Source organism: Thioalkalivibrio sp. ALE10, assembly GCF_000381385.1.
In the GTDB taxonomy this organism is placed as follows: domain Bacteria; phylum Pseudomonadota; class Gammaproteobacteria; order Ectothiorhodospirales; family Ectothiorhodospiraceae; genus Thioalkalivibrio.
On the sequence record NZ_KB906450.1, the window covers coordinates 234,707 to 255,778 of the forward strand.

At 68.5% G+C, this 21,072-nt stretch carries 19 protein-coding genes; 1 reads left to right on the plus strand and 18 read right to left on the minus strand.

Going from position 1 to position 21,072, the window contains the following annotated elements; translation table 11 throughout:
- Positions 1-43: 43 nt before the first annotated feature.
- From F788_RS0101150 to dksA, 5 genes are all read right to left on the minus strand, one after another.
- A complete protein-coding gene (locus F788_RS0101150; RefSeq protein WP_019589004.1) occupies positions 44-2,335 on the minus strand; it encodes a bifunctional diguanylate cyclase/phosphodiesterase in 2,292 nt (763 codons plus the stop codon).
- Positions 2,295-2,720: a hypothetical protein gene (locus F788_RS0101155; RefSeq protein WP_019592827.1), complete on the minus strand. Its 426-nt coding sequence runs from the start codon at positions 2,718-2,720 to the stop codon at positions 2,295-2,297. The genes F788_RS0101150 and F788_RS0101155 overlap by 41 nt, the downstream gene beginning before the upstream one ends.
- Before the next feature lie 70 nt (positions 2,721-2,790).
- Entirely contained in the window at positions 2,791-3,429 is a 639-nt protein-coding gene (locus tag F788_RS0101160; protein ID WP_019589006.1) for a DUF1826 domain-containing protein, read from the minus strand.
- Positions 3,426-4,685, minus strand: a complete 1,260-nt coding sequence (gene zigA / locus F788_RS0101165) for a zinc metallochaperone GTPase ZigA (protein WP_019022646.1) — start codon at positions 4,683-4,685, stop codon at positions 3,426-3,428. The genes F788_RS0101160 and zigA overlap by 4 nt, the downstream gene beginning before the upstream one ends.
- Before the next feature lie 28 nt (positions 4,686-4,713).
- Positions 4,714-5,142: an RNA polymerase-binding protein DksA gene (dksA, locus tag F788_RS0101170; RefSeq protein ID WP_019589008.1), complete on the minus strand. Its 429-nt coding sequence runs from the start codon at positions 5,140-5,142 to the stop codon at positions 4,714-4,716.
- 77 nt (positions 5,143-5,219) lie between these two features.
- On the opposite strand from dksA, the gene folE2 reads away from it, so the two are divergent.
- The gene (gene folE2, locus F788_RS0101175) at positions 5,220-6,134 is read left to right on the plus strand and encodes a GTP cyclohydrolase FolE2 (RefSeq protein WP_019589009.1); all 915 of its coding nucleotides are present in this window, start codon (positions 5,220-5,222) and stop codon (positions 6,132-6,134) included.
- 15 nt (positions 6,135-6,149) lie between these two features.
- Here the strand turns inward: folE2 and F788_RS0101180 are convergent, their stop codons facing one another.
- The 13 genes from F788_RS0101180 to F788_RS0101240 form a co-directional block, all read right to left on the minus strand.
- Entirely contained in the window at positions 6,150-7,010 is an 861-nt protein-coding gene (locus F788_RS0101180; RefSeq protein WP_019589010.1) for a class I SAM-dependent methyltransferase, read from the minus strand.
- A 36-nt stretch (positions 7,011-7,046) separates the two neighbouring features.
- Complete coding sequence (locus F788_RS0101185; RefSeq protein ID WP_019589011.1) at positions 7,047-7,823, minus strand: hypothetical protein; 777 nt, start codon at positions 7,821-7,823, stop codon at positions 7,047-7,049.
- Positions 7,816-8,421 carry an ABC transporter ATP-binding protein gene (locus F788_RS0101190; protein ID WP_019589012.1) on the minus strand — a complete coding sequence of 202 codons (606 nt, stop codon included), beginning with the start codon at positions 8,419-8,421 and terminating at the stop codon, positions 7,816-7,818. The genes F788_RS0101185 and F788_RS0101190 overlap by 8 nt, the downstream gene beginning before the upstream one ends.
- 9 nt (positions 8,422-8,430) lie before the next feature.
- Positions 8,431-9,363: a metal ABC transporter substrate-binding protein gene (locus F788_RS0101195; protein ID WP_019589013.1), complete on the minus strand. Its 933-nt coding sequence runs from the start codon at positions 9,361-9,363 to the stop codon at positions 8,431-8,433.
- 70 nt (positions 9,364-9,433) lie between these two features.
- Positions 9,434-10,762 carry a hypothetical protein gene (locus F788_RS0101200; protein WP_019589014.1) on the minus strand — a complete coding sequence of 443 codons (1,329 nt, stop codon included), beginning with the start codon at positions 10,760-10,762 and terminating at the stop codon, positions 9,434-9,436.
- Positions 10,763-11,125: 363 nt separating this feature from the next.
- Positions 11,126-11,650 (minus strand): DNA-deoxyinosine glycosylase, encoded by a 525-nt coding sequence (locus F788_RS0101205; protein WP_019589015.1) that lies wholly within the window; start codon positions 11,648-11,650, stop codon positions 11,126-11,128.
- 25 nt (positions 11,651-11,675) lie between these two features.
- Positions 11,676-12,152, minus strand: coding sequence for a Fur family transcriptional regulator (locus F788_RS0101210; protein ID WP_019589016.1), 477 nt, complete (start codon positions 12,150-12,152; stop codon positions 11,676-11,678).
- 53 nt (positions 12,153-12,205) lie between these two features.
- A complete protein-coding gene (locus F788_RS0101215) occupies positions 12,206-13,507 on the minus strand; it encodes a diguanylate cyclase (protein WP_019589017.1) in 1,302 nt (433 codons plus the stop codon).
- The gene (locus tag F788_RS0101220; protein ID WP_019589018.1) at positions 13,504-13,971 is read right to left on the minus strand and encodes a response regulator; all 468 of its coding nucleotides are present in this window, start codon (positions 13,969-13,971) and stop codon (positions 13,504-13,506) included. Before F788_RS0101220 ends, F788_RS0101215 begins: the two co-directional genes overlap by 4 nt.
- Before the next feature lie 94 nt (positions 13,972-14,065).
- The gene (locus F788_RS0101225; protein WP_019589019.1) at positions 14,066-17,827 is read right to left on the minus strand and encodes a PAS domain S-box protein; all 3,762 of its coding nucleotides are present in this window, start codon (positions 17,825-17,827) and stop codon (positions 14,066-14,068) included.
- Between the two features lie 92 nt (positions 17,828-17,919).
- A complete protein-coding gene (locus tag F788_RS0101230; protein WP_018869656.1) occupies positions 17,920-18,933 on the minus strand; it encodes an alpha-L-glutamate ligase-like protein in 1,014 nt (337 codons plus the stop codon).
- Positions 18,933-20,468 carry an inactive transglutaminase family protein gene (locus F788_RS0101235; RefSeq protein WP_019589020.1) on the minus strand — a complete coding sequence of 512 codons (1,536 nt, stop codon included), beginning with the start codon at positions 20,466-20,468 and terminating at the stop codon, positions 18,933-18,935. The genes F788_RS0101230 and F788_RS0101235 overlap by 1 nt, the downstream gene beginning before the upstream one ends.
- Positions 20,465-21,016, minus strand: coding sequence for a RimK/LysX family protein (locus F788_RS0101240; RefSeq protein WP_019569445.1), 552 nt, complete (start codon positions 21,014-21,016; stop codon positions 20,465-20,467). Before F788_RS0101240 ends, F788_RS0101235 begins: the two co-directional genes overlap by 4 nt.
- Between the last annotated feature and the right edge of the window lie 56 nt (positions 21,017-21,072).

A 21,072-nucleotide genomic window follows, 5' to 3' on the forward strand; every position in this document is an offset into this window, starting at 1 on the left:
GATAACCCCTGCCTGCCGCCGAATACAGCGACGGTGCCCGGGCTCAGGCGGGGGCGGGTACGGCGGACCACTCCGGCGGCGGCATCCAGTGTTCCAGCCAGCCCTCCAGCGCGTCCGGCGGCAGCGGGCGGGCGATGGCGTAGCCCTGGCCGTTCTCGCAGCCCATGCCGATCAGGATGCGCCCCTGTTCGATCGTTTCCACGCCCTCGGCCAGGACCAGGCGGTCGAACGCGCGGGCCAGGCCCACCACCGCCTCGATGATGGCCCGGTCATCGGCGTCCTCCAGCATGTCGCGGACATAGCTGCGGTCCATCTTCAGCGCGTTGGCGGGCACGCGCTTGATGTAGGTCAGCGACGAGTAGCCGGTGCCGAAGTCGTCGATGCTCATGGACACGCCCAGTTCGCGGACCGCACGCATGTTCGCCTCCGCCGCCGCGGCGTTGTCGAACGCGGTGCTTTCCAGCACCTCGATCTCGAGGTCGCCTCGCGAGATCTCCGGATGGCGATCCAGGATGTTTTCCAGGCGTCGTGGCAGGTCGCCGCTCTCCAGCTGCAGGGCGCCGATATTGACGCTGACCGGCAGATGACGGCCGGCCGCGCGCCAGGCCTCCATCTGGCGCATCGCCTCCTCCAGCATGTACTCGCCGAGCTCGATGGAGACCGGGTCGTTTTCAATGGTCGGCAGGAACTCGCCCGGCGTTAGCAGGCCGTGATCCGGATGCCGCCAGCGCACCAGGGCCTCAACGCCCAGGATGGTGCCGGTGCGCATGTTCACCTTGGGCTGGTATTCCACGCTCAGTTCGTTGCGATGCATCGCCTGGCGGAAGGCGCTGATGGTGCGATGCCGGCTGGCCACCCGCTGGTACTGGCCGTGGTCGAAATATTCCCAGGCCCGGTCGCGGCGCAGCTTGGACTCGTACAGTGCATGGTCGGCCTGGCGCAGGACCGTTTCCGGGTCGAGGCCGCTGCGTGGCGGGCGGATCGAGATCCCGGCGCTGACCGAGACGTTCTCGCTGGCGCCGGCGGGTCCCTTGTCGGACACCGGCAGGTGATGCCCGGCCTCGATCACGGTACCCATGACCTCCTCCAGGCGTTCGATCGCCCCGGAGCTGCGCAGCACCAGGATGAACTCGTCGCCGCCGCGGCGTCCGAGCAGGGCATCTTCATCCAGACGTTCGCGCCAGCGACGGCTCAGTTCGGCCAGGATCCGGTCTCCCGCCGTGGTGCCGAGACGCTGGTTCAATGCGCCGAAATCGTCCACGTCGATGGATATCAGGGCGAGTGCCGTATCGTCGTGCTCGGTGGTGACCTGCTCCAGCGCCTGCATGATCCCGGCCCGGTTGGGCAGGCCCGTCAGCGGATCATTGAACGAACGCCATTGCAGTTCGCGGCGGTGTTCCAGCTCGCGGGTCATGTCCTCGTAGAAGGCGACCCGCAGCCTGCGGCCGTGATCCCGGAGTTCGCCGCCGCGGGTGATGCGGACCGGGACGTCGCGCTGCGTGGCGGTGCGCACCCGGCTGTACAGTGGCGGGTTCTCGTGCCCGGCGGGGGCCTCGGGCGGTGCCGTCAGGTGTGCGGCAATCCGCTCGCGCTCGTCGTCCGGGTGCAGATCGGTGATGGGCCGCTGCTTCAGCTCGTCCTCCGCGTGGCCGGTCATCCTGCAGGCGGCGGGGTTGGCGTCGAGTACGCTGCCGTCTTCGGCATCCAGGATCAGCAGCGGGTGAATGAAGCAGTCGAACAGGGTGCGAAAGCGGTTCTCGGCCTCTTCCTGTCCGCGCGAGGCGAGATGCCTGGCGAACTGCGAGACCTGGCGCTCGATATGTACGTAGGTGTTGAGCAGGGATTCTAGGCTTGCCGATGACTGTTCGCGGAAATGCCGCGCAGCCCGTTCGCGCGCCTCGGCCACCCCGACCCCGGCTTCCAGTGCGTTGATGGCGGCGGCCATCTGCTTGTCGCTGCGCAGGATGTGCAGGGTCAGCCAGCGGACCAGGAACTCCAGCAGGGGCTGCAGGCGATATTCGTCGGGGCCCTCCAGGGCGGCGATGCGGTCCAGTTCGTCGATGAACCCCGCGTGGGCCTGGCAGTGGCGGGCGAACCACTCGTCATCCTGAAACGCCCGCGCCCAGATGCCTTCCTCGGTCTCGAAGTGGTAACGCGCGTAGTCGCGCAGTTCCGCCACGATCCCGTCGGCCGTGGCCTCGTCGGTGCCTTCCAGCACCGTGCGGGCCAGGCGGTTGATGAGGTCCACCAGGTAATGATGCTGGCGGTCCACCTCGGGGATGCGGGTCAGGAATTCATCGCCCCAGGGGAAGATCTCGAATTCGTCCGTGTTCATGGTGCTGTTCCAATTCCCGCTGATTCCTCCGGGTAGAGTGTACGCACCGGAGGGCGGGTTTTCCCACCGGCCGCTTGTGGCAGTCCGGGGCACCGCCGACGGGAGCCGCGGTGCGGCGGGCCACGGTCAGGTCACCGAGACAGGATTCCAGCAGCAGCTCACGGATGATCTCGTGTTCGGCGTCGGCACCGGGGCGCCCGCGGCAGTCTTCCGGGCACAGCCGTCCGGATTCCATGAGATCGGCGAGCTCCCGGCCCTGCCATTCGGCGACCACCCGGCGCGAGTCACGGTCGAGGATGCGGACGCGGGGGGACGGGCATTCCAGCCAGGCATCGAGGGTCAGCATGTGGAACTCCTTCTTGACGTAAATGCGAATCGTTCGCATTCAATAGTCGTCGTTCCGGCGGCTGCCGTCAAGTGACGGATGTCTCGTCTTCCCGGGGCCGGCGTTTCCTTCAGGCGTCCAGCCGCAGGACGAGCCGCGGGTCGCCCGCGGCCGGCTGCGGGGAACGGTGCACCGCGGCCTGTCCGGCGCCGCCGGGAAAGCGTTCGCCCTTCATCAGGATCACGTGCCCGCGGGCGATCCGCAGGGGGTCATGGCCGGTGAGCACGCCGTCGTTGTCGCCGCAGCCCAGGCGGCTGCGGTCGACGTGGCGGTCGTCCACGTATTCGGTGCCGGGGCCGGTATAGCTGCACAGCATGCGCAGCTCCAGCTGGTCCACGTGGAAAAGCGGGCAGGGTTGTTCGTCCAGCACCTCCAGTTGGACGCGCAGGATCACGCGCCGGGTGACCACCGCGAAGTTGCGGGCCAGGTGTTCGATGTCGAGGGCCAGGTGATGGATGTTGAACGGCCGCGTTCCCGCCGCCTCCAGCATGCCGGTGCGGATCTGGTCCGGCCGGCCCCGGAGATCGAGTTTCAGTCCGGGGCTCTGCTCCGCCAGGGTCTGTGCCTGAAGCCGCAGCTCTTCCGTTTCCGTACGACGCCAGATCAGGGCGTTGACGTCCTCGCGCCGGATCCCGTGCAGCTCGGCGGCCCGGTCAATGAAACGATGCCGGGACGCTGCGGTCGCACGGGTGCGGGGACGGGTGCTCACGAGATCACCTCGGTTTCTTCTTCGGTCTCTTCCGCGCCGTTCTGCAGCCGCCACTCGGGGAAGGGGTCGCGATACTCGCGCCAGGCGTCGGCTCCCGCGGCCAGCTCGTCGTCGTCCAGCAGGCAGGCGTCCAGGCGCTGGCGGATGGTGTCGGGATCCATGTCGATGCCGATCACCACGATCTCCTGGCGGCGGTCGCCGTAGCGTTCGTCCCAGTGGGGCGCGACGTGGTCCTGCCACCAGTCGGCGTCCACCGGCCGGCGTTCCGGAGGCACCGAGGCCCACCAGAAGCCGGCGGCGTGATGGGTCAGCGCGCCGCCGGCCTGCGACAGCGTGCCCACCCAGTCCGGTCGCGACGCCAGCCAGAACCAGCCCTTGCTGCGGATCACGCCGGGCCACTCCCGGTGCAGGAGGTCGAAGAAACGCCCGGGGTGGAACGGCCGGGTCGCCCGATAGACGAAGCTGTGGATCCCGTACTCCTCGGTTTCGGGAGTGTGGTTGCCCATCAGTTCCTGCGCCCAGCCGGGGGCCTGGGCCGCGCGGTCGAAATCGAAGCGTCCGGTGCCGAGCAGTTCACGCGGCTGCACTCGACCATGGTCGATCTCGATTACGTGTGCATTCCGGTTCAGGGCCCGCACTACGCGATGCGCCTGGCGGCGCTGTTCGTCGGTGGCGCGGTCGATCTTGTTCAGCAGGATGACGTCGGCGAACTCGATCTGGTCGACCAGCAGGTCGACGACGGTGCGTTCGTCGTCCTCGCCCAGCGACTCGCCGCGGTCGCTCAGGTCGTCGGGGGAGGCGTAGTCCTGCAGCAGGGAGGCGGTGTCCACCACCGTGACCATGGTGTCCAGACGCGCCACGTCATCCAGCGAGGCATCGTTCTCGTCGCGGAAGGCGAAGGTGCTGGCCACCGGCATTGGTTCGGAGATGCCCGTGGACTCGATCAGCAGGTAATCGTACTGGCCGGATTCGGCCAGGCGGCGTACCTCCACCAGCAGGTCGTCGCGCAGGGTGCAGCAGATGCATCCGTTGCTCATCTCCACGGTGCGGGCGTCGGTGCGCGACACGCCGTCCTGATCACCGTGGTCAACGTGGTCGCCACGCACCAGCGCGCCGTCGATGTTGATCTCGCTCATGTCGTTGACGATCACGGCGATCTTGAGCCCCTCCTGATTGTGCAGCAGATGGTTGAGGACGGTGGTCTTGCCGGCGCCGAGGAATCCGGAGAGGACGGTAACGGGCAGACGTTCGGTCATGGCGGGCTCCCGGGGATTGTGATGGATGTCACTCATGGAACAGGTGCTCGGTCGCTTCCATGCGCTCCTTGGCCTCCACGCTCAGCGTGGCGGTGGGGCGGGCCAGGAGTCGGGGCAGGCCGATGGGCTCCCCGGTCTGGTCGCAGAAGCCGTAATCGCCGGTCTCGATGCGATAAAGGGCTTCGTCGATCTTTCTCAGCAGCCGGTTTTCGCGTCCCCGAATCCGCAGTTCGAGCTGGCGGTTCTCCTCTTCGCTGGCGCGGTCCAGTTCGTCCGCGGCCTGACTGCTCTGGCGCAGGTCGGTGCGCACCTGCTCGATATCGTCGAGGACCTGTTCACGCATGGCCTGCAGGCGTGCGCGAAAGAACTCGAGCTGCTGAGGGTTCATGTAAGCCTCCTCGGGCATCGCGAGGAGCTCGTCTTCGGTGCGTGGGATGTTATGGATCGTCTCGCTCATGGCGTTACAATATAACGTTACTGACCCACGGTCACAACGGCCCCGGGCCGATGACCCGAACTCTTGCGGGAGAAACGATGGACGCATACAGCGAGCACCGGAGCACCGACCTGCCGGACGTGGCGACGGGGACATCGCGCCGCGCCTCGACCCTCGACTGGGTGGGCATGGAGCGCATCGCACTGCCCCTGCAGGTGGCCGGGCAGCCGGTCGCCGCGCGCGCCGATGCCGGGGTCAGCCTGGACGATCCGGAGGCCCGCGGCATCCACATGTCGCGGCTGTATCTGGCCCTGCGCATGCTGATCCACCGCGAACTGGACTGCGCGCGGCTGGGCCACGTGCTGGATGCATTCCTCGAGTCGCACGAGGGGCTTTCGGGGCGCGCCGCGCTCTCGCTGGAGGGCGAGGCACTGCTGGAACGGCCGGCCATGGTCAGCCCCCTGGCGGGCTGGAAGGCGTATCCGTTTCGCGTGGATACGGAAAAGGACGACCGCGGTACGCAGATCCGCCTCGGGATCGAGATCGGGTATTCCTCGACCTGTCCCTGCTCGGCGGCACTCGCCCGCCAGGCCATCCAGGAACGCTATGATCAGGACTTCGGGACGGCGCCGCCGGATCCGGACCGGCTGCGTGAATGGCTGGGCAGCGAGGCGGGCATCATGGCGACACCGCACAGCCAGCGCAGCCGGGCGTGGGTGGAGGTGGGCCTGCGGCCGGATGCCGAGACCTTTCCGTTCCGCTTTCTGGTCGATCGGGTCGAGCAGGCGCTGGGCACCGCGCTGCAGACCGCGGTCAAGCGCGCCGACGAGCAGGCGTTTGCGGTGGCCAACGGTGCGAACCCGATGTTCTGCGAGGATGCCGCGCGGCGTCTCGACGAGGCCCTGGAGGCCCCGTTCGGGGCGCGCGGTTACCGCATCCACGTGCGCCACGAGGAGAGCCTGCATGCGCACGATGCGGTGGCGCGGGTCGAGCGGCCGCCGCGCGGGGCCTGAGGCCGGGCAGCAGGGCTATTCCTGTTCTCCGGCCTGTTCTCCGGCCTGACCGTAGAAGCGCTGCAGCGGGTCCTCGAAGCTGCGGTGACGGTCGGCCATGGGCTCCGCCGAGATCAGATAGTCGGCACCGTACTTGAGCCCTTCCTTCTGCCGGGCCATGGGCAGGGCACGGGCGCGTAGCTGCTCGATGTAGCCGCGCATGGACTCGGCGGTGTCCGGATCGGTGAACTGATCCAGCTGGCGCAGCGCGAGGTCGAGCTGCCCGTTCACGAAGCGTTCGCGGTAGCGGATCGGGAAGTAGCGCGTCTCCATCACCCGGAAGCCCGCCTGGCCCAGCTGGCGAAGCACCCAGGGGGAGGGATACTCGCGGTACGGCATGCTGCCGCTCAGCAGCAGGCAGGCGTCGCGGACGCGGCCGATCTCGCGCACCAGGCGTCCGGCCTCGGTGTCGGGCTCGCTGGGCACGTAGGGCTCCACGCCGATGATGTACAGCCGCTGGCCGACATGCGGGCGGATGCGGTGCAGGGCCTGCTCCTGCCAGTAGGGGGAGGAGCCCTCGATGGCACCGATGAAGTAGTCCAGCAGCACGGTGTCGAAGCGCTCGCCGTACAGCAGGTGTTCGGAGTGCCAGTTGCCCACCAGCACGCGGTCCTGTGGCCGGCGCCGGTCGCCCGCGGCCTCCTGCACCGTGCGCGCCATGTTCTGCGAGGCGGTGATGGCGGTCCAGCGTTCGGTGCCGAGTTCGGTGATCCACTCGATGGACTTGCGGCCGGTCCCGGCATCGAGAAAGCTGCCCCAGGGCAGCGATCCCTGCATCTGCTCGATGGCCTGAAAGATCGGCGAGCTGGTACCCGAGCCCTGCGGGTTTTCACTCATGGTTGCATTCCTTGGTTGCAGAGGGAGATCGGAGAATCAGTGTGTGCGCCGCAGGGCGGCGCCCGCCCGGGCCAGCAGAGCCAGAAGCAGCAGCACGACCACCAGCACCGGTGCAAAGGGTTGATCCAGTGGCAGGCTGAGGCTCCACGCGGCGAGGAAGCCCGCGATCGCCAGGCCCTGGGTCCACAGGAGCGCCCCGGTCAGGCCGCGGGCCAGAAAGGCCGCCCCCCAGGCCGGCAGCAGCAGGGTGGCCAGTGCCGCGGGCATGCCCAGCACCATGCTCCCGAGGACGATCACGGCGACCAGCCATGCGGTCTCCAGCCAGCGCGCGACCGCCGGCGGTGCCGGCGCGGCGGAAACGTCCGGGGCGAGCTGGGCGTGCAGCCAGACCCGGCGCAGCCAGGGCCACAGGATCCCACTGGCTACCCCGGCGACCACCACCGTGATCAGCTCGTTCGGGCCGGCGAAATACAGCTGCCCCTCGGCCCACGCGGCCGCTGCGATGCTTGCCTGCGAGAAATTGGCCGCCAGCAGGGTGACCGCGGCCAGTCCGCCCAGGAACAGCGCCAGCGGCAGGCGTTCGGCATCGCGGACGCGCTGCAGCAGGGCCATCACCCCGGCCCCCAGGGCCAGCGCGACCGGCAGCACCGGCCAGTGCAGGACCGAGGCCAGCACCCCACCGGCGGCGGCCCACTGGCCCAGCGCCAGCGCCTGCCAGACCGAGCCGCGCAGGAACAGGCCGCTGCCCGCCAGCGCCAGCACCAGCGTGATCAGGAATCCCGCCACGAAAGGCGTCAGCAGCAGATCAGTCATGGGCGTCGAGGTAGTCCTGCAGGGGGTGGCGTTCGACGCCGAGGGCGCCCAGCAGTTCGTCGTCGTGGCTGGTCATGACCAGAGTGGCGCTGGCGGGCAGGGCGGTGATGAGTTCCACCGCGGCCGCGCGGACCTCGGTGTCGAGGTGGTTGGCGGGTTCGTCCAGCAGCACCAGGTGCCGCGTGCCGGAGGTCGCAGCCTCCGCGGGCGCCAGTACGGAGGCCAGCCGCAGGAGCTGCCACTGGCCGCCGCTGAGTTGATCCAGACGCCGGCGCAGCAGCGCCCGGATGCGAGGGTGTTCGGGCACGCGCGTACCCATGGCCCGGAACCAGTCGTGTCCGGAAAGGGGCCATGGGTACGGGCGCGGATGATCCTGGGCCAGCAGGCTGATGCGGGTGCCGGGAGCGGTGGTCAGCCGCCCCCCGTGCACCCGCGCCTGCCCCGTCAGGCACTTGAGCAGCAGCGACTTGCCGGACCCGTTGGGGCCGGTGAGCGCCCAGCGTGCCCCGCCCGGGACCGCAAGACTGAGCGGCCCGAGGACGGGGCGGTCAAAGCCCGGGCGCGCGGCCCGGGCCTCGATGACGGGGGAGTCGGACATCCGCGCAGCCTAGCGGGTGCGGAAGGTGGATGCCCAGGTTTCCATCAGCTCGAGGTAGCCGTCCAGGCCGGCGTCCTGCGGCGGATCCAGCGGTACGGCGTGGCTGTCCCAGCCGAGTTCGCGCTCGAGGAACTCGGCCCCGCGCGGCGGCTGGAACTCGGCGTACAGCACGTGACCGTCCATGCCTTCCAGCTCGCCGACCAGGCTCTGCAGGTGGCGACCGGTGGGCGGGATACCCGGTGCCGGTTCGAGGTAGCCGACGACAGTGGCGGGCAGCCATTCCTCGAGATAGTCGAGGTCCTCGTGATAGACCACGATGTTCTGGTCGGGGGCCAGTTCGCCGGCGAGGTCTTCGGCATGCTCGCGCAGCCGCTGCGCGGTCTCTTCCGCGCGTTCGCGATAGACGTCCGCATTGGCGGAGTCGAGCTCCGCGAGCCGCTCGCCCAGGGCCAGGCCGACTTCCGCCATGCGCAGGGGGTCGGTGTTGAAGTGCGGATTGCCCTCTTCATGGACGTGGCCCATGTTGGGCCCGTCCTGGGTGATGGAACGACGCAGCTCGACCTTGCCGGCGGCATAGAAATGCCCGCGCTGGCCCTCGTTGATGGCCGGGTTGGACGCGCCACGGGTGGCGGCCGGCAGCCAGCCTTCTTCCAGCCCGGCGCCCAGCTCCAGCAGCAGGTCGGCGTTGCGCAGGGCGGCCATGAAGCTGGGCCGGGCATCCAGATAGTGGGCGTCTCGGTCGGGCGCCGCCAGGACACGCACGCGGGTTTCGTCGCCGCCGATTTCACGCGCAAGCGCTCCCAGACTGGAGGTCGTGGCGACCACGTTGAGCTCGTCCGCGGAGGCCTGCGCGGGCAGGAACAGTGCGGTGGCGAGTGCGGCGCCGGTCAGGGCGGAGAGCCCGATGGCCGGACGTTGCTGCGGGGTCTTGCGGTTTTTCATGGGTACTCCTTGAAAAATGCAGGTTTTGCGCGAGGCCCGTGGCGGGGCCTCGCGCTCCTTGAGGGGTCGATCAGAAGCGGTGCGCGCCGTGCGCGCCCAGCGCCACGTTCACCTGGAACATGAATTCCAGGCCGCGATCGCGGTCGCCATGATCGTCGACGAAGTCGTTCTGCGTGAGCTGCGCGCGCAGGAACACCGGCTCCACCGGCCGGAAGGTGACCTGGGCCGAATGGCGGTACGAGGTATCGAAGCCGGGTACCGAGAAGTCGCGGTCGTCGCCCTCGTTGGTGGGCAGCCCGTCATTGGTCAGGCCCAGGGCCTCGGTCCGCAGACCGGCCTCCCAGCGCGGGGCGAAGCCGTACACGCCCTGCACATAGAGGCCGTCCTGCTTCGCCTTGCCGCTGCCTTCGGCGTTACCGGCGATGGTCGTATTGTCCTCGCGCCGCTGGTAGTCGACGTCGATCTCGCGGTAGAAGTATTCGCCCTGTACGCGCCAGTCGCCGTGGCCGTAGGCGCGGCCGGAACTGTACTTGTACACCGCGTCCAGGCCCGCGAACCAGGCGTCGCCGTCCCATTCTTCCAGCCCCGAACCATGTTCGGTGGCCTTCTGCCAGGTGTTGGCATAGCCACCGGAGACGCCGAACTGTGCCGCATGATCCGGTCCCAGATCCGGGCCGAACTTGGCGAAGGCCGTCAGCAGGCGGGGGGCCGAGGTGTCGGACAGGTCGGAATGGATGTCGACCTCGGTCCCGTTGTCGTCGAAGGTGTAGGTGCCGATGTCGCCCTCGTAGCTCGCAAAGGTCCCGTCCCCCTGCAGTAGTTCCACGCCCAGCTGGGTATAGGTCTCGGTCGGCGCGACCCAGGTGGCCTGTACGCCGGTCTCCTGGATGCCGTGGTTGCCGAACAGGTATTCGTTCACCAGCGGACGGTCGACGAAGTCCCAGTCGTGGACGTGGCGGCTGTTGATGTAGCCGATCTCCGACAGGAACTTGCCCGCCTTCAGCTGGAGGCCGGCCGGCAGGGAGCGGGTGGTCAGGTAGGCCTCCTCGATCTCGATATCGTCCTCGTCGAAGCCGATCATCAGGGTGCCGTCCAGCAGGCCGCCCAGGTCGGCCTCGAACCCCAGTTCGTTGTGGCCGAGATTGAAGCCGTCGTCGAAAGAATGGTCGTGGTCGTGATCATGGCCGTGGCCATGGTCGTGCCCGTCGTCGAATCCGGCGGGCTCGTGAACCCCTTCGCTCATTTCGTTGTAGTAGACCCCTTCCAGGATCAGCGAGATGTCCATGCCCCAGTCCGAACCCGGATCGTCCGGGGCCTGGGCGGCGGCCAGGGCCGGCGTGGCGCAGGCCAGAACGGTCAGGCCCGTCAGGGCGTTGCGATGGTGTCGCGCGTTCAGCATGTCTTTTCTCCCCTTGTGAACACAGATTGCCTCCGTCCATCGCTATTAAGACGTTATAGCGTAACGAACGAGCACAAGAACGATATAATGTAACAATAGAGCGGTACAAGGGGCCGTCACCCCGGTGGGGGCAATGCCGGGAGGGAGAACGGAAAAAAGGAGCCGCCCGTTACAGCGGGCGGCCAAGCGTAGCGGAGGTTGGAGAGACAGGGGAGCGAAGAGGCCCCGGTCCCGGCGACACGCCAGAGTCCGACAACAATCGCGCATCTAAGTGAGAATTATATGCATCCGCGTTTGGGTGTCAACGTGGCCGATTCCAATGGCGCGGTTCATCGACCCAGCGGGGCGGCGGGTTGCCGGGGCTCAGGGCGCCGGGGCGCCCAGCCCGGCCTCGCGGAAGGCCTCGGCCCAGCGTTCAAGCTTGGCCTTGAGGCCCAGTCGGGCATTGGCCGGGCTGGTGGAGGGCAGGCGCACCGCGCTGACGCCCAGCGCCCGGGTCTCGCGGATGCGGCGGGCGCTTTCCGCGCCGTTGTGGACGATCAGCCGCAGGCCGGGGGCCTCGCGTGTCAGCCGACCGAGATCGTTGGGCTGCGGGTTGCGGATGGCGCTGTCCAGACTGCCCTCGCGTGCGCAGGCGCCGTAGATGTCCCACAGCCCGACCCCGCAGTCGAGCAGCCGGGCGTAGCGCTCCGGCCAGGGCAGTTCCGGGAACGGCGGTCCGAGGATGCGCGCCATGATCGGCCAGAACTGGTTGCGCGGATGGGCGTAATAGGCGGCCGCCTCCAGCGAGGCGACCCCGGGGAAACTGCCCAGCACCACGGCCCGGGTATCCGCGCGCAGCACGGGCTCGAACGCCCGCAACTCCGGACTGGAAAGCGGCACGGTCATCCCCGGAGCACTTCGGGCCGAAAGGTCAGGTCGACTGACAGTCGCGGCACAGGCCGTGGAGTTCCACGGTGCGGGTCTCGATGGCGAAGCCGGTCTCGGCCGCGGCGGCCTCCAGGGCATGGCTGGCGGTGTCCGGGGTGTGGAACTCGATGATCTGGCCGCAGCCGTCGCAGATCATCAGCGCGGATTCGTGGCGTTCCCCGGGGTGGCTGCAGGCGACGAAGCCGTTAAGGCTCTCGATGCGGTGGATCAGGCCCTGCTCCAGCAGGAAGGCGAGGGTACGGTAGACCGTCGGCGGCTTGATGCTGCGGTCCTCGGACGACAGCGCGTGGATCAGGTCGTAGGCCTTGATCACGCCGTCGGTGCGCAGGATCTGTTCGAGGATGCGGCGGCGCTGCTCGGTCAGGCGCGCGCCGCGCCGGGTGCAGACCCGCTCGGCCTCGTCCAGGGCCTGCTGGATCGCGGCGTCGTCGGTGGTGTGCTGGCGGGTGGCCGTGGTCATGCCGCCAAGCTTAATCCATATGCACGCGCGGGGGCGAACACGGTCCGGAGCGCTTACTGCAGCAGCGACAGCGGAGGGGCCTCGGCGTCGGCGTCTTCCCCGGGATCGCGATGATGATAGACCACGCTGTTGCGGCCCACGTGCTTGGCATCATAGAGCGCGTTGTCCAGCCGCTTGAGCAGGGTATCGGCATCGTCGTCCGGGTGGATGACGGTGACCCCGAGGCTGACGGTCACGCGCCCCGCCCCCTCGAACGCCGTGGCGGCCACTTCGCGGCGCAGCCGCTCCGCCATCCGCCGGGCGCCGTCGGGGCCGGTTTCCGGCAGCAGCACGACGAACTCCTCGCCGCCCCAGCGGGCAAGGAAATCGGTCCGGCGCAGGGCGTCGGTCGTCCGGCGCGACAGCTCGACCAGTACGCGGTCGCCGGCGTCGTGGCCGCAGGTATCGTTGAGACGCTTGAAATGGTCAATGTCGAACAGGATCGCTCCCGCGTCGTTTCCGTAGCGCCGGGTGCGGGCGAGGGCGCGCTCCAGCTCGGCATCGAAACGCTGGCGGTTGAACAGGCCGGTCAGGCGGTCAGTCGTCGCCTCCCGTTCCAGTTCCGCCTCCAGGCGCTTCTGCTCCGAGATGTCGTGGAACACCGCAACGTAGTATTCGAGCTGGCCGGCCTCGTTGTGCACCGCGCTGATGGTCTCCCACTGGGGATACACCGTCCCGTCGCGCCGGCGGTTCCAGATTTCACCTTCCCATTGCCCGCGGGTCTGCAGCTCCTTCCACATGCGGTGGTAGAACTCCAGGTCCTGATGACCGGACTGCAGGATGCGCGGGTTTTCGCCCAGGACCTCCTCCTCGGCGTATCCGGTAATGCGGGTAAAGGCCGGGTTGGTGCGCAGGATCCGGCCGTCGGGGCCGGTGACCAGGATCGCCTGGGCGCTGTCGAAGGCGGCGGCCATCAGGCGCAGTTCGCGCTGGCTGCGGTAGCGCTCCATGGCATAGCGCAGGGCGCGCGACAGCAGGTCGGGCTGCAGCTCGTCCTTGGGCAGGAAGTCCTGAGCCCCCAGACGGATCGCCCCGGTGCCGGTGCCGCGCTCCTGGTGGCCGGTCATGACCACCACCGGCACGCCGGCGCCCGCCTTCAGCAGCAGGCGCAGGGTGTCCAGGCCCTGGGAGTCGGGCAGTCCCAGGTCCAGCAGGGCAACGCTGAAGGGGCGCTCCTTCAGCAGCTGCAGGGCCTGATCCAGGCGGCCGGCGCGTTCCACCGTGTACCCCGGGTCGGCGACTTCCTCCAGCAGGTCCTCGACCAGGTCGGCGTCGGCCGGGTTGTCCTCGACCAGCAGGAGCCGATGCCGGGTCATGGGCACATCCGGGACGGGTCCGACGGGGGCAGGCCCGCGCGCGAAGGCAGGCAGACGCTGTCGATCCAGAATTCGCCCAGACACCGGATCAGCTCGAGGAACTCGTCGAAATCCACCGGCTTGGTCAGGAAGGCATTGGCCCGATGGGTGTACGAATGCACGACGTCATCCGGTGCCGAGGAGGTGGTCAGGACCACGATCGGCAGGGTCTGCAGCTGCGGATCGTTCTTGACCGCGGCCAGCACCTGACGGCCGTCCATGCGGGGCATGTTGAGATCCAGCAGCAGCAGCTCGGCTTGCGGCGCGTCGGCGTACGGACCTTCGCCGCGCAGATAGGCCATGGCCTCCACCCCGTCGCGTACCGGGCGCAGGTCGGCCGAGAATTGATGGTGCTCGAAGGCCTCCTGCAGGAGCTCGACGTCTTCCGGCGAGTCTTCGGCCAGGAGGATGGTGACGGGTTTCATCGGTTACGGTCCGGTGCTGGCAATTCTGAAGTTGACGGTAGTCTATCGATTGCCCTGTGGCCAATGCGATTGTCCCGTCGCTCCGCGCTGGAGTTCACTCGGGGGCAGCCGCAGCCACTGGTTGCCGCGGGAGGGTGAAGCAGAGCGTCGTGCCGTGCCCCTCGCCTTCGGACTCGGCCCGGATCTGCCCGCCGTGGCGCTCGACGATTCGCCGGGCGAGCGCCAGCCCGGCGCCGGTGCCCTCGTACTCGCCGCGACCGTGCAGGCGCTGGAAGACCTGGAAGATGCGTCCGATCTGTTCCGGATCGATGCCGATGCTGTTATCGGTGACGCGGATCTCCCAGTGATCGCCCCGGTCCGTGCAGCCCACGTGGATCTCCGGGGTGGTTTCGGGGGCGCGGTACTTGATGGCGTTGGACAGCAGGTTCTGGAACAGCCGCATCAGCTGTCCGGCGTCCCCCTGCACCGTGGGCAGCGCCTCGCGGGTGATGCGGGCCCCGCTGTCGGCAATGGCGGCCTGCAGGTTGTCGCTGGCGTCGTCCAGCGCGCGGTCCAGCGCCACCGGCGCGAAGGCCTCGCCCATGCGCTGAACACGGGAGTACTCCAGCAGGTCCTGGATCATCTGCCGCATGCGCGCGGCCGCGTCGGTGGCGGTGTCGATGTAGCGCCGGGCCTTGTCGTCCAGTGCCTCGGCATGGCGCCGCTCCAGCAGCCCGAGGTAGCTGTTGATGATGCGCAGCGGCTCCTGCAGGTCGTGCGAGACCGCGTAGGCGAACTGCTCCAGCTCGGCATTGGAGCGTTCCAGCTCCATCTCGATGCGCTTGCGCTCGGTGATGTCGCGGATGATCGTCGAGGTCTGGGCGATCGCACCATCCGCGTCGCGATGGATCAGCACCACCTGCGACGCCGGTCGTTCGCGGCCCTCGCCATCCAGCAGCGCGGTCTCGCCCTGCCACAGGCCGTGTTCCATCGCGGCCGGCAGGGCCTCCTCGCGGACGCGCTCCAGCGCCCAGGGCGGATGCACGCGCTCGATGGTGCCTTCCACGGTGTCCATCTCGCCCGGCAGCCCGGCGCGGTTCCAGCCGGTCTCGGGGTCCCAGTGGTCGGCGAGCTCGGGCTCCGGCAGGCCCATCAGCCGGCGGCCGGCGGCATTGAGGTAGAGCATCGCCCCGTCCGGGCCGTGCATCGAGACCACGTCCGGGGTGCTGTCGAGGATCGAGACCAGACGCCGCAGGCTGTCCTCCAGCTGGCGCTGTTCGGTGATGTCCTGCACCGTGCCCAGCATGCGGATCGGCTGGCCGGTGTCGTCGAACTCGGTGTGGCCGCGCTCGCGCACGGTACGGACCTCGCCGTCCGACCGGACCACGCGGTGCACGATGTCGTAGGGTTCGCCGGCGAACGAGGCCTCCAGCGCCGCCTGTACTGCCGCGCGGTCATGTGGATGGACCGTCTCCATGAAGGTCTCGTGGGTCACCGGGCCGTCTTCCGGCTGGCGGCCGAAGATGCGGTAGATCTCGTCCGACCAGCGGATCTCGTTCACGCGGAAATCCGAGACCCAGCTGCCCATGCGCGCGATCCGCTGCGCCTGGTTGAGCTCCGCCTCGCGCTGACGCAGCGCCTGCTCGGCCGCGACCCGGGTGGTGATGTCCACCAGCACCCCGTTCCAGACCGTGCTGCCGTCGTCCTGGCGTTCCGGGGTGGCCCGGCCGTCCAGCCATACCTCGCCCCGTTGCGGGTGTCGCACACGGAAGTGCTGCTGCCAGGGTTCGAGGGTCTCCCGCGAACGGACCGCGCTGGCGCGGAGCGCCTCCAGGTCCTCCGCGGGAATGCGCGAGAACAGACGTGCGGCATCCCCGGTAGCCTCCGAGGGCAGGAGGCCGGTGAGCTGCTCCAGGCCTTCGCCAAAATACGGGAATCCGGGGGTGCCGTCGGCATCCTCGCGGTATTGATACAGGGCGCCCGGCAGGTGACGGGCGATGGTGCGCAGGCGGGTTTCGCTCTCCACGCGGTCGCTGACGTCCTGGAATGCGCCCACCAGTTCCTTGACCCGACCCTGCCCGTCGCGCAGCGCGACCAGCTGGTCCTCGATGTGCATCCAGTGACCATCACCGTGGCGCTGGCGGTACTGGAGGCGACAGGTGCCACGCGCCCCCGCGGCCAGCCAGGCCCCCACGGCTTCAATGTTGGCGGCATGGTCATCGGGATGGATGTGGTGCTCCAGCCAGCGCGGGTTGCCGGTCACCTCCTCCGGCCGCCAGCCGATCACGGCCTCGGCGTTGTTACTGAGGTAGGTCATGGTGGCGAACCCGGCGGGATCCATGGTGTAGATCACCGCCGGACTGGTCTGCAGCAGGGTCTCCATGCGCTGGCGCGCGGCCTTGCGCTCGCTGATGTCCTGGAAGGACACCACCGCCCCGGTCGGTTCACCTTCTGAACCGTGCAGGGGGGCGGCGTAGACCAGCACCGGGAAGGCATGCCCGTCGGGGCGCCAGAAGACGTCCTCCCAGGCCTCCAGCGGCTTGCCGGTCTGCAGCACGCGGTAGATCGGGCAGTCTTCCAGCGGGTAGGGGCTGCCGTCGGCGTGGCTGTGACGGGAGGTCTCGTGGGATGCCAGACCCAGGGCATCGGCCTCCCGTTCGTATCCCAGCAGGCGGCAGGCCGCCGGGTTGAGGAAGGTGTAACGGCCTTCACGGTCCAGGCCGAACACCCCTTCGGCGAGGCTTTCCAGCAGCTGGTTGCGGAAGGCCTCGGCGGCGCGGATCGCAGAGATGTCGTGGAGGATGGTGGAGTAGCGATGCACCGCCCCCGTGTCGTCGCGATGCGCCACGATGGTCTGGGACACCGGGAGCGATTTGCCGTCCGCCGTGCGCAGTTCCGTCTCGCCCCGCCACACACCATCGCGTGCCGCGGTCGGCAGGGCCTCTTCCTTTACTCGCCGGCGTACGGGCTCGGGATGGAAATCGTCGATGGCGCGTTCGCCCGGCGTCGCCCGTCCGGTCAGGCCCAGGGCGCGGTCGAATGCAGGATTCTGGTACAGGATGCGGCCATCGGGGTCGGCCATGCCGATGAAATCGGGCGCGGCTTCCAGGATCTGCAGCAGCTCCCGTTGTTCGCGTTCGGCCCGATGGTGTTCGGTGACATCGTGGATGATGGAGTGCAGATAGCGCTTGCCGCGCAGCCACACCGGGCCGGAATAGACCTCCACGTCGCGGATCTCACCGCTCGCGACGCGGTGGCGAAAGCGGAAGTACAGCCGCTCCTCCTCAGCGGCCCGTTCCATCTCGGTCCGCACCTCCTCCGCGGAGAGGGTGTTGATCGCCTGGATGGGGCGGTTTTTCAGCTCTTCGATCGACCAGCCGTAGAAGGTTTCCGCGGCGGGATTGGCGTCGACGATGCGGCCGTCGTCCGGGTCGATCAGCAGCTTGACCGCGACATTGTTGGTGAACGTCTGCTGGTAGAAATGTTCGAGTTCGTCGCGCTCGGCCTCGCTGGCCTTGCGTGCGTCGATGTCGGTGGCGGTCAGGGCCAGGCGCGCGGCGCCATCGTCGGCGTCGGGCAGGCGGCTCAGCGCCAGTTCCACCCACAGCGGCGGGCCCTGCCGGGGGAGCAGGCGGCATTCGTCGCGCCACTCGCCGGTGTCGTCGTGAATGAGCGAATGGATCGCGGCTGCCACCCGGTCGGCCTCGGCGAAGGCCAACCACACCGTCAGCGTCTGCCCGACGAGGACGTCCGCTTCCCGGTCCAGCAGCCCGGACAGGCGCCGGTTGGCGGCGCGCAGACACCCGTCGGCGTCCACCACGGCCATGCCGACCGGGGCGTGTTCGAAGAAGGCGGAATGCGTGTTCTCGGGGTCCATGGCGTGTTGCCTGCCAAAGATCGGGCGGTGGTCGGGAGACAGGGCCGCCAATTCTGCCACGCAGCGTCTGCCCGCACGAGGCGGGGGCAGCGTCAGTCGGCGTGGCGTTCGTGCGGTACGGCGCCGAAGCCGGCGGGGCGGCAGCCGAAACGGGCGGCGGCCCAGGCCGCACGCGCCGCCTGGGGTTCTTCGGCGGTCTTGCGAATGTGTTCGTCGACCGCGCGCAGGCGCGGGCGGAGGCCTTCGCCATTGGCGATCTGGATCGCCAGTCCCGGCCGCGCGTTGAGCTCCAGAATCAGCGGGCCGTGGCGGCGGTCGATGACCACGTCGACGCCCAGATAGCCCAGGCCGCTGAGTTCGTAGCAGCCCGCGGCGAGTTCCATGAGTTTGTCCCACCCCGGGATCGCCAGGTCCACCAGGCTGGCCTCGGTGTCCGGGTGGACCCATACGGGCTGGTTGTGCTGCACGCCGCCCAGGGTGTGTCCGCTTGCGAGGTCGATGCCGGTGCCCACCGCCCCCTGGTGGAGGTTGGCCTTGCCGTCCGATTCCTGCGTCGGCAGGCGCAGCATGGCCATTACCGGGTATCCGCGATAGACCACCGTGCGGATGTCCGGAACGCCGGTATGGGTCACCTCGGCGAAGACCTCGGAGAACTCCACGCGTTCCTCGATCAGTGCCACGTCCGGACGCCCGCCGAGGCTGTACATCCCGGACAGGATCCCGGACACATGGTCCTGCAGCTCGCTGATCTCGAGCATGCGCCCGCCGGCCCGGCGGAGCCGCTCACCGCGCCAGCCGGAGATCACCATGATCCCGTCGCCGGCCGCGCCATGGGCCGGTTTGATGACGAAACCGTTCGCATATTCGCGCAGTTGCCGTTCCAGGCCGCGCAGCTGGTGGTGACTGTGAATGACACCGATGAGCTCCGGCACGGCCAGGCCGGCGGCGCTGGCCAGCTGCTTGGTCATCCGCTTGTCGTCCACGCGCGGATAGTGGCGCCGTGCGTTGTATTCGGCGATGTACAGGCCGTTGCGTGCATTCATGCCGAGGATGCCCTGCCGGCGCAGGGTCGACGGGCGCACGAAACGGGGCCACCAGCCGCCCATCAGTCGGGTTTCCTCAGGGCGTCCTGCATCTTCCCGAAGCGGAACAGCTCGGTCACGCGGTAGCCGGTGTAACGCCCGAGCAGCAGGGTCACGGCGAGGATGACCAGCAGGAGTTCGGGGAACACGAACAGCAGGTGCTCGAGCTGGCGACTGGCCATCAGGCCATAGGCCGCGGCCGCCACGATCAGGCTGCCGACCCCCTGGGAGATCGCGTCCGCCGGGCCGTGTTCCTCCCACACCACCGACATGCGCTCGATAGTCATCGCCAGGATCACCATCGGGAACAGCGACAGGGCGAGAGCACGTTCCAGCCCCAGGTGGTGGGCCAGGATGGACAGCCCCAGCATCAGCATGATCACCACGCTGACTACCGCGGCCAGGCGGGGTACCAGCAGGAGCCGCAGGTGTTCCAGGTAGAAACGTACCGCCAGCCCGAGCGAGACGATCAGGGTGAACAGGATGACCCCGGCCAGCAGCTGGGTCTCGCGAAAGGACAGGGCGATCAGCACCGGCATGAACGTGCCGAAGGTCTGGATGCCGATCACGTTGCGCAGCAGCACGATGATCATGGCCCCCAGCGGGACCATCAGCAGCACGCGATAGGTGTTATGCGTGCCCAGCGGCAGTTCCAGCGGCGAGAAATCGAGGATGCGGGTGTCCAGGGTCTCCCCCAGACGCTGAGCGGTGCCCAGCGCGTCCTGCACGCTGCGGGTCACCGCGAAGCGAAGTTCTTCTCCGGTGCCGTTACGGACCTCGAGGATCGGCGCGTCGCCATGGCTCCAGACCACCACGTCCTCGGGGTAGTCGATGTTGCCGTTCAGCGGATGCACCGGAACCCAGCGCTCGGTGTTGTGCACCTCCAGCCAGGTCTCCGGCTCGATATTGCGATGCCCGTCGCGCAGCGGGATGACCGTGACCGCGCGGGCGGGGATGCGGGCGACGGAGAGCAGGTCGATCAGGGTCTGCGTGCGCAGTTCGCGGTCGCCATCATCCATCACGAACAGCGACGCGTTGCCGTTCGCTCCGGTGCCTCCCAGGTCCCGGACCAGCACCGTGGCAAAGCTCTGGATGCCGGAGGAGCGTTCGCGCACGCTCTGGATCAGGGCTTCGGCGGCCGAATCGAAGGGTTCGTCCCATTCGCGGGGTGCCACCGGTCCGGGGTACTCCGCATGGGGGCCGGCGCTGGCGTCGCGATAGAGCGTGGTGCGGTAATAGAGCGTCTGCTCTCCGCGCGGGTCGCGCGAGGTCCACTGCGCGACGCGGTCATCCGTGCCGTGCGAGGTGGTCAGGCCGTAGCCCCGGGATATGAAGTTCTCGTCCAGCCGGGCGAAGTTCGGGAGCCGTTCGGGGATGCGCAGCCGGACTTCGGCCGCCCCGCCGGTTGGCTGGAAGCGGATGCGCGATTCCACCACCCAGGTGTCGGCCGTCGCACCCGGCTGCAGGGGCATGTCGAGCAGGGTGGCCTTGTAGAGAAAGATGCCGAACCCCGCCCCCAGCAGGAGCAGGATCAGCAGGGGCAGATGGAACCGTTTCATTCGACGGCGTCAGTGCTGTCTTCGTCCGTCGGGCAGTCCGGTGGCAGCAGGTGTTCGTTGCCGGAGTCCACCAGGATGTGCCCGGCCATGTGGCTGCGGCCCACCAGCAGCTGGTAGGTGAGTTCCGTGCGGTCCACCAGGGTGGTGTCGGCTTCGATCTTCCGGTCGCCGAGGCACAGTTCGAGGCGCACGACGTGCCGTTCATCGAGTTCGCCGCTATGCTGACGGATGCGGGCACTGCGCTCGATCGGGCGTTCCAGGGTGATGCGTGCGTCCGCGTCCTCCGGATCGACGATCTCGAAACGGATCCACTTCTCGTCATCGCGCTCGAAGGTTTCCTGCTGCAGCGCGTTGAGGGACGAAGACGTGGCGCCGGTATCCAGGCGCGCTTCCAGGGTGATGTCCTCCTGGAGGATGCCGGCGTTCTCGACCGTGCCGAGGATGGTCAGGGAAGAGGGCGTTCCGGCGGTCGCGGGGAGCCACGCCACGGGCGCCAGCAGAGCCACAAAAACCGTGGCCGTTTTGAGTACACTGATGGGCAGATGCATACCGTCCGCAAGGGTGCAGGGAAGAGTTCTCGAGGATACGGCATGTCCGCCTGCGC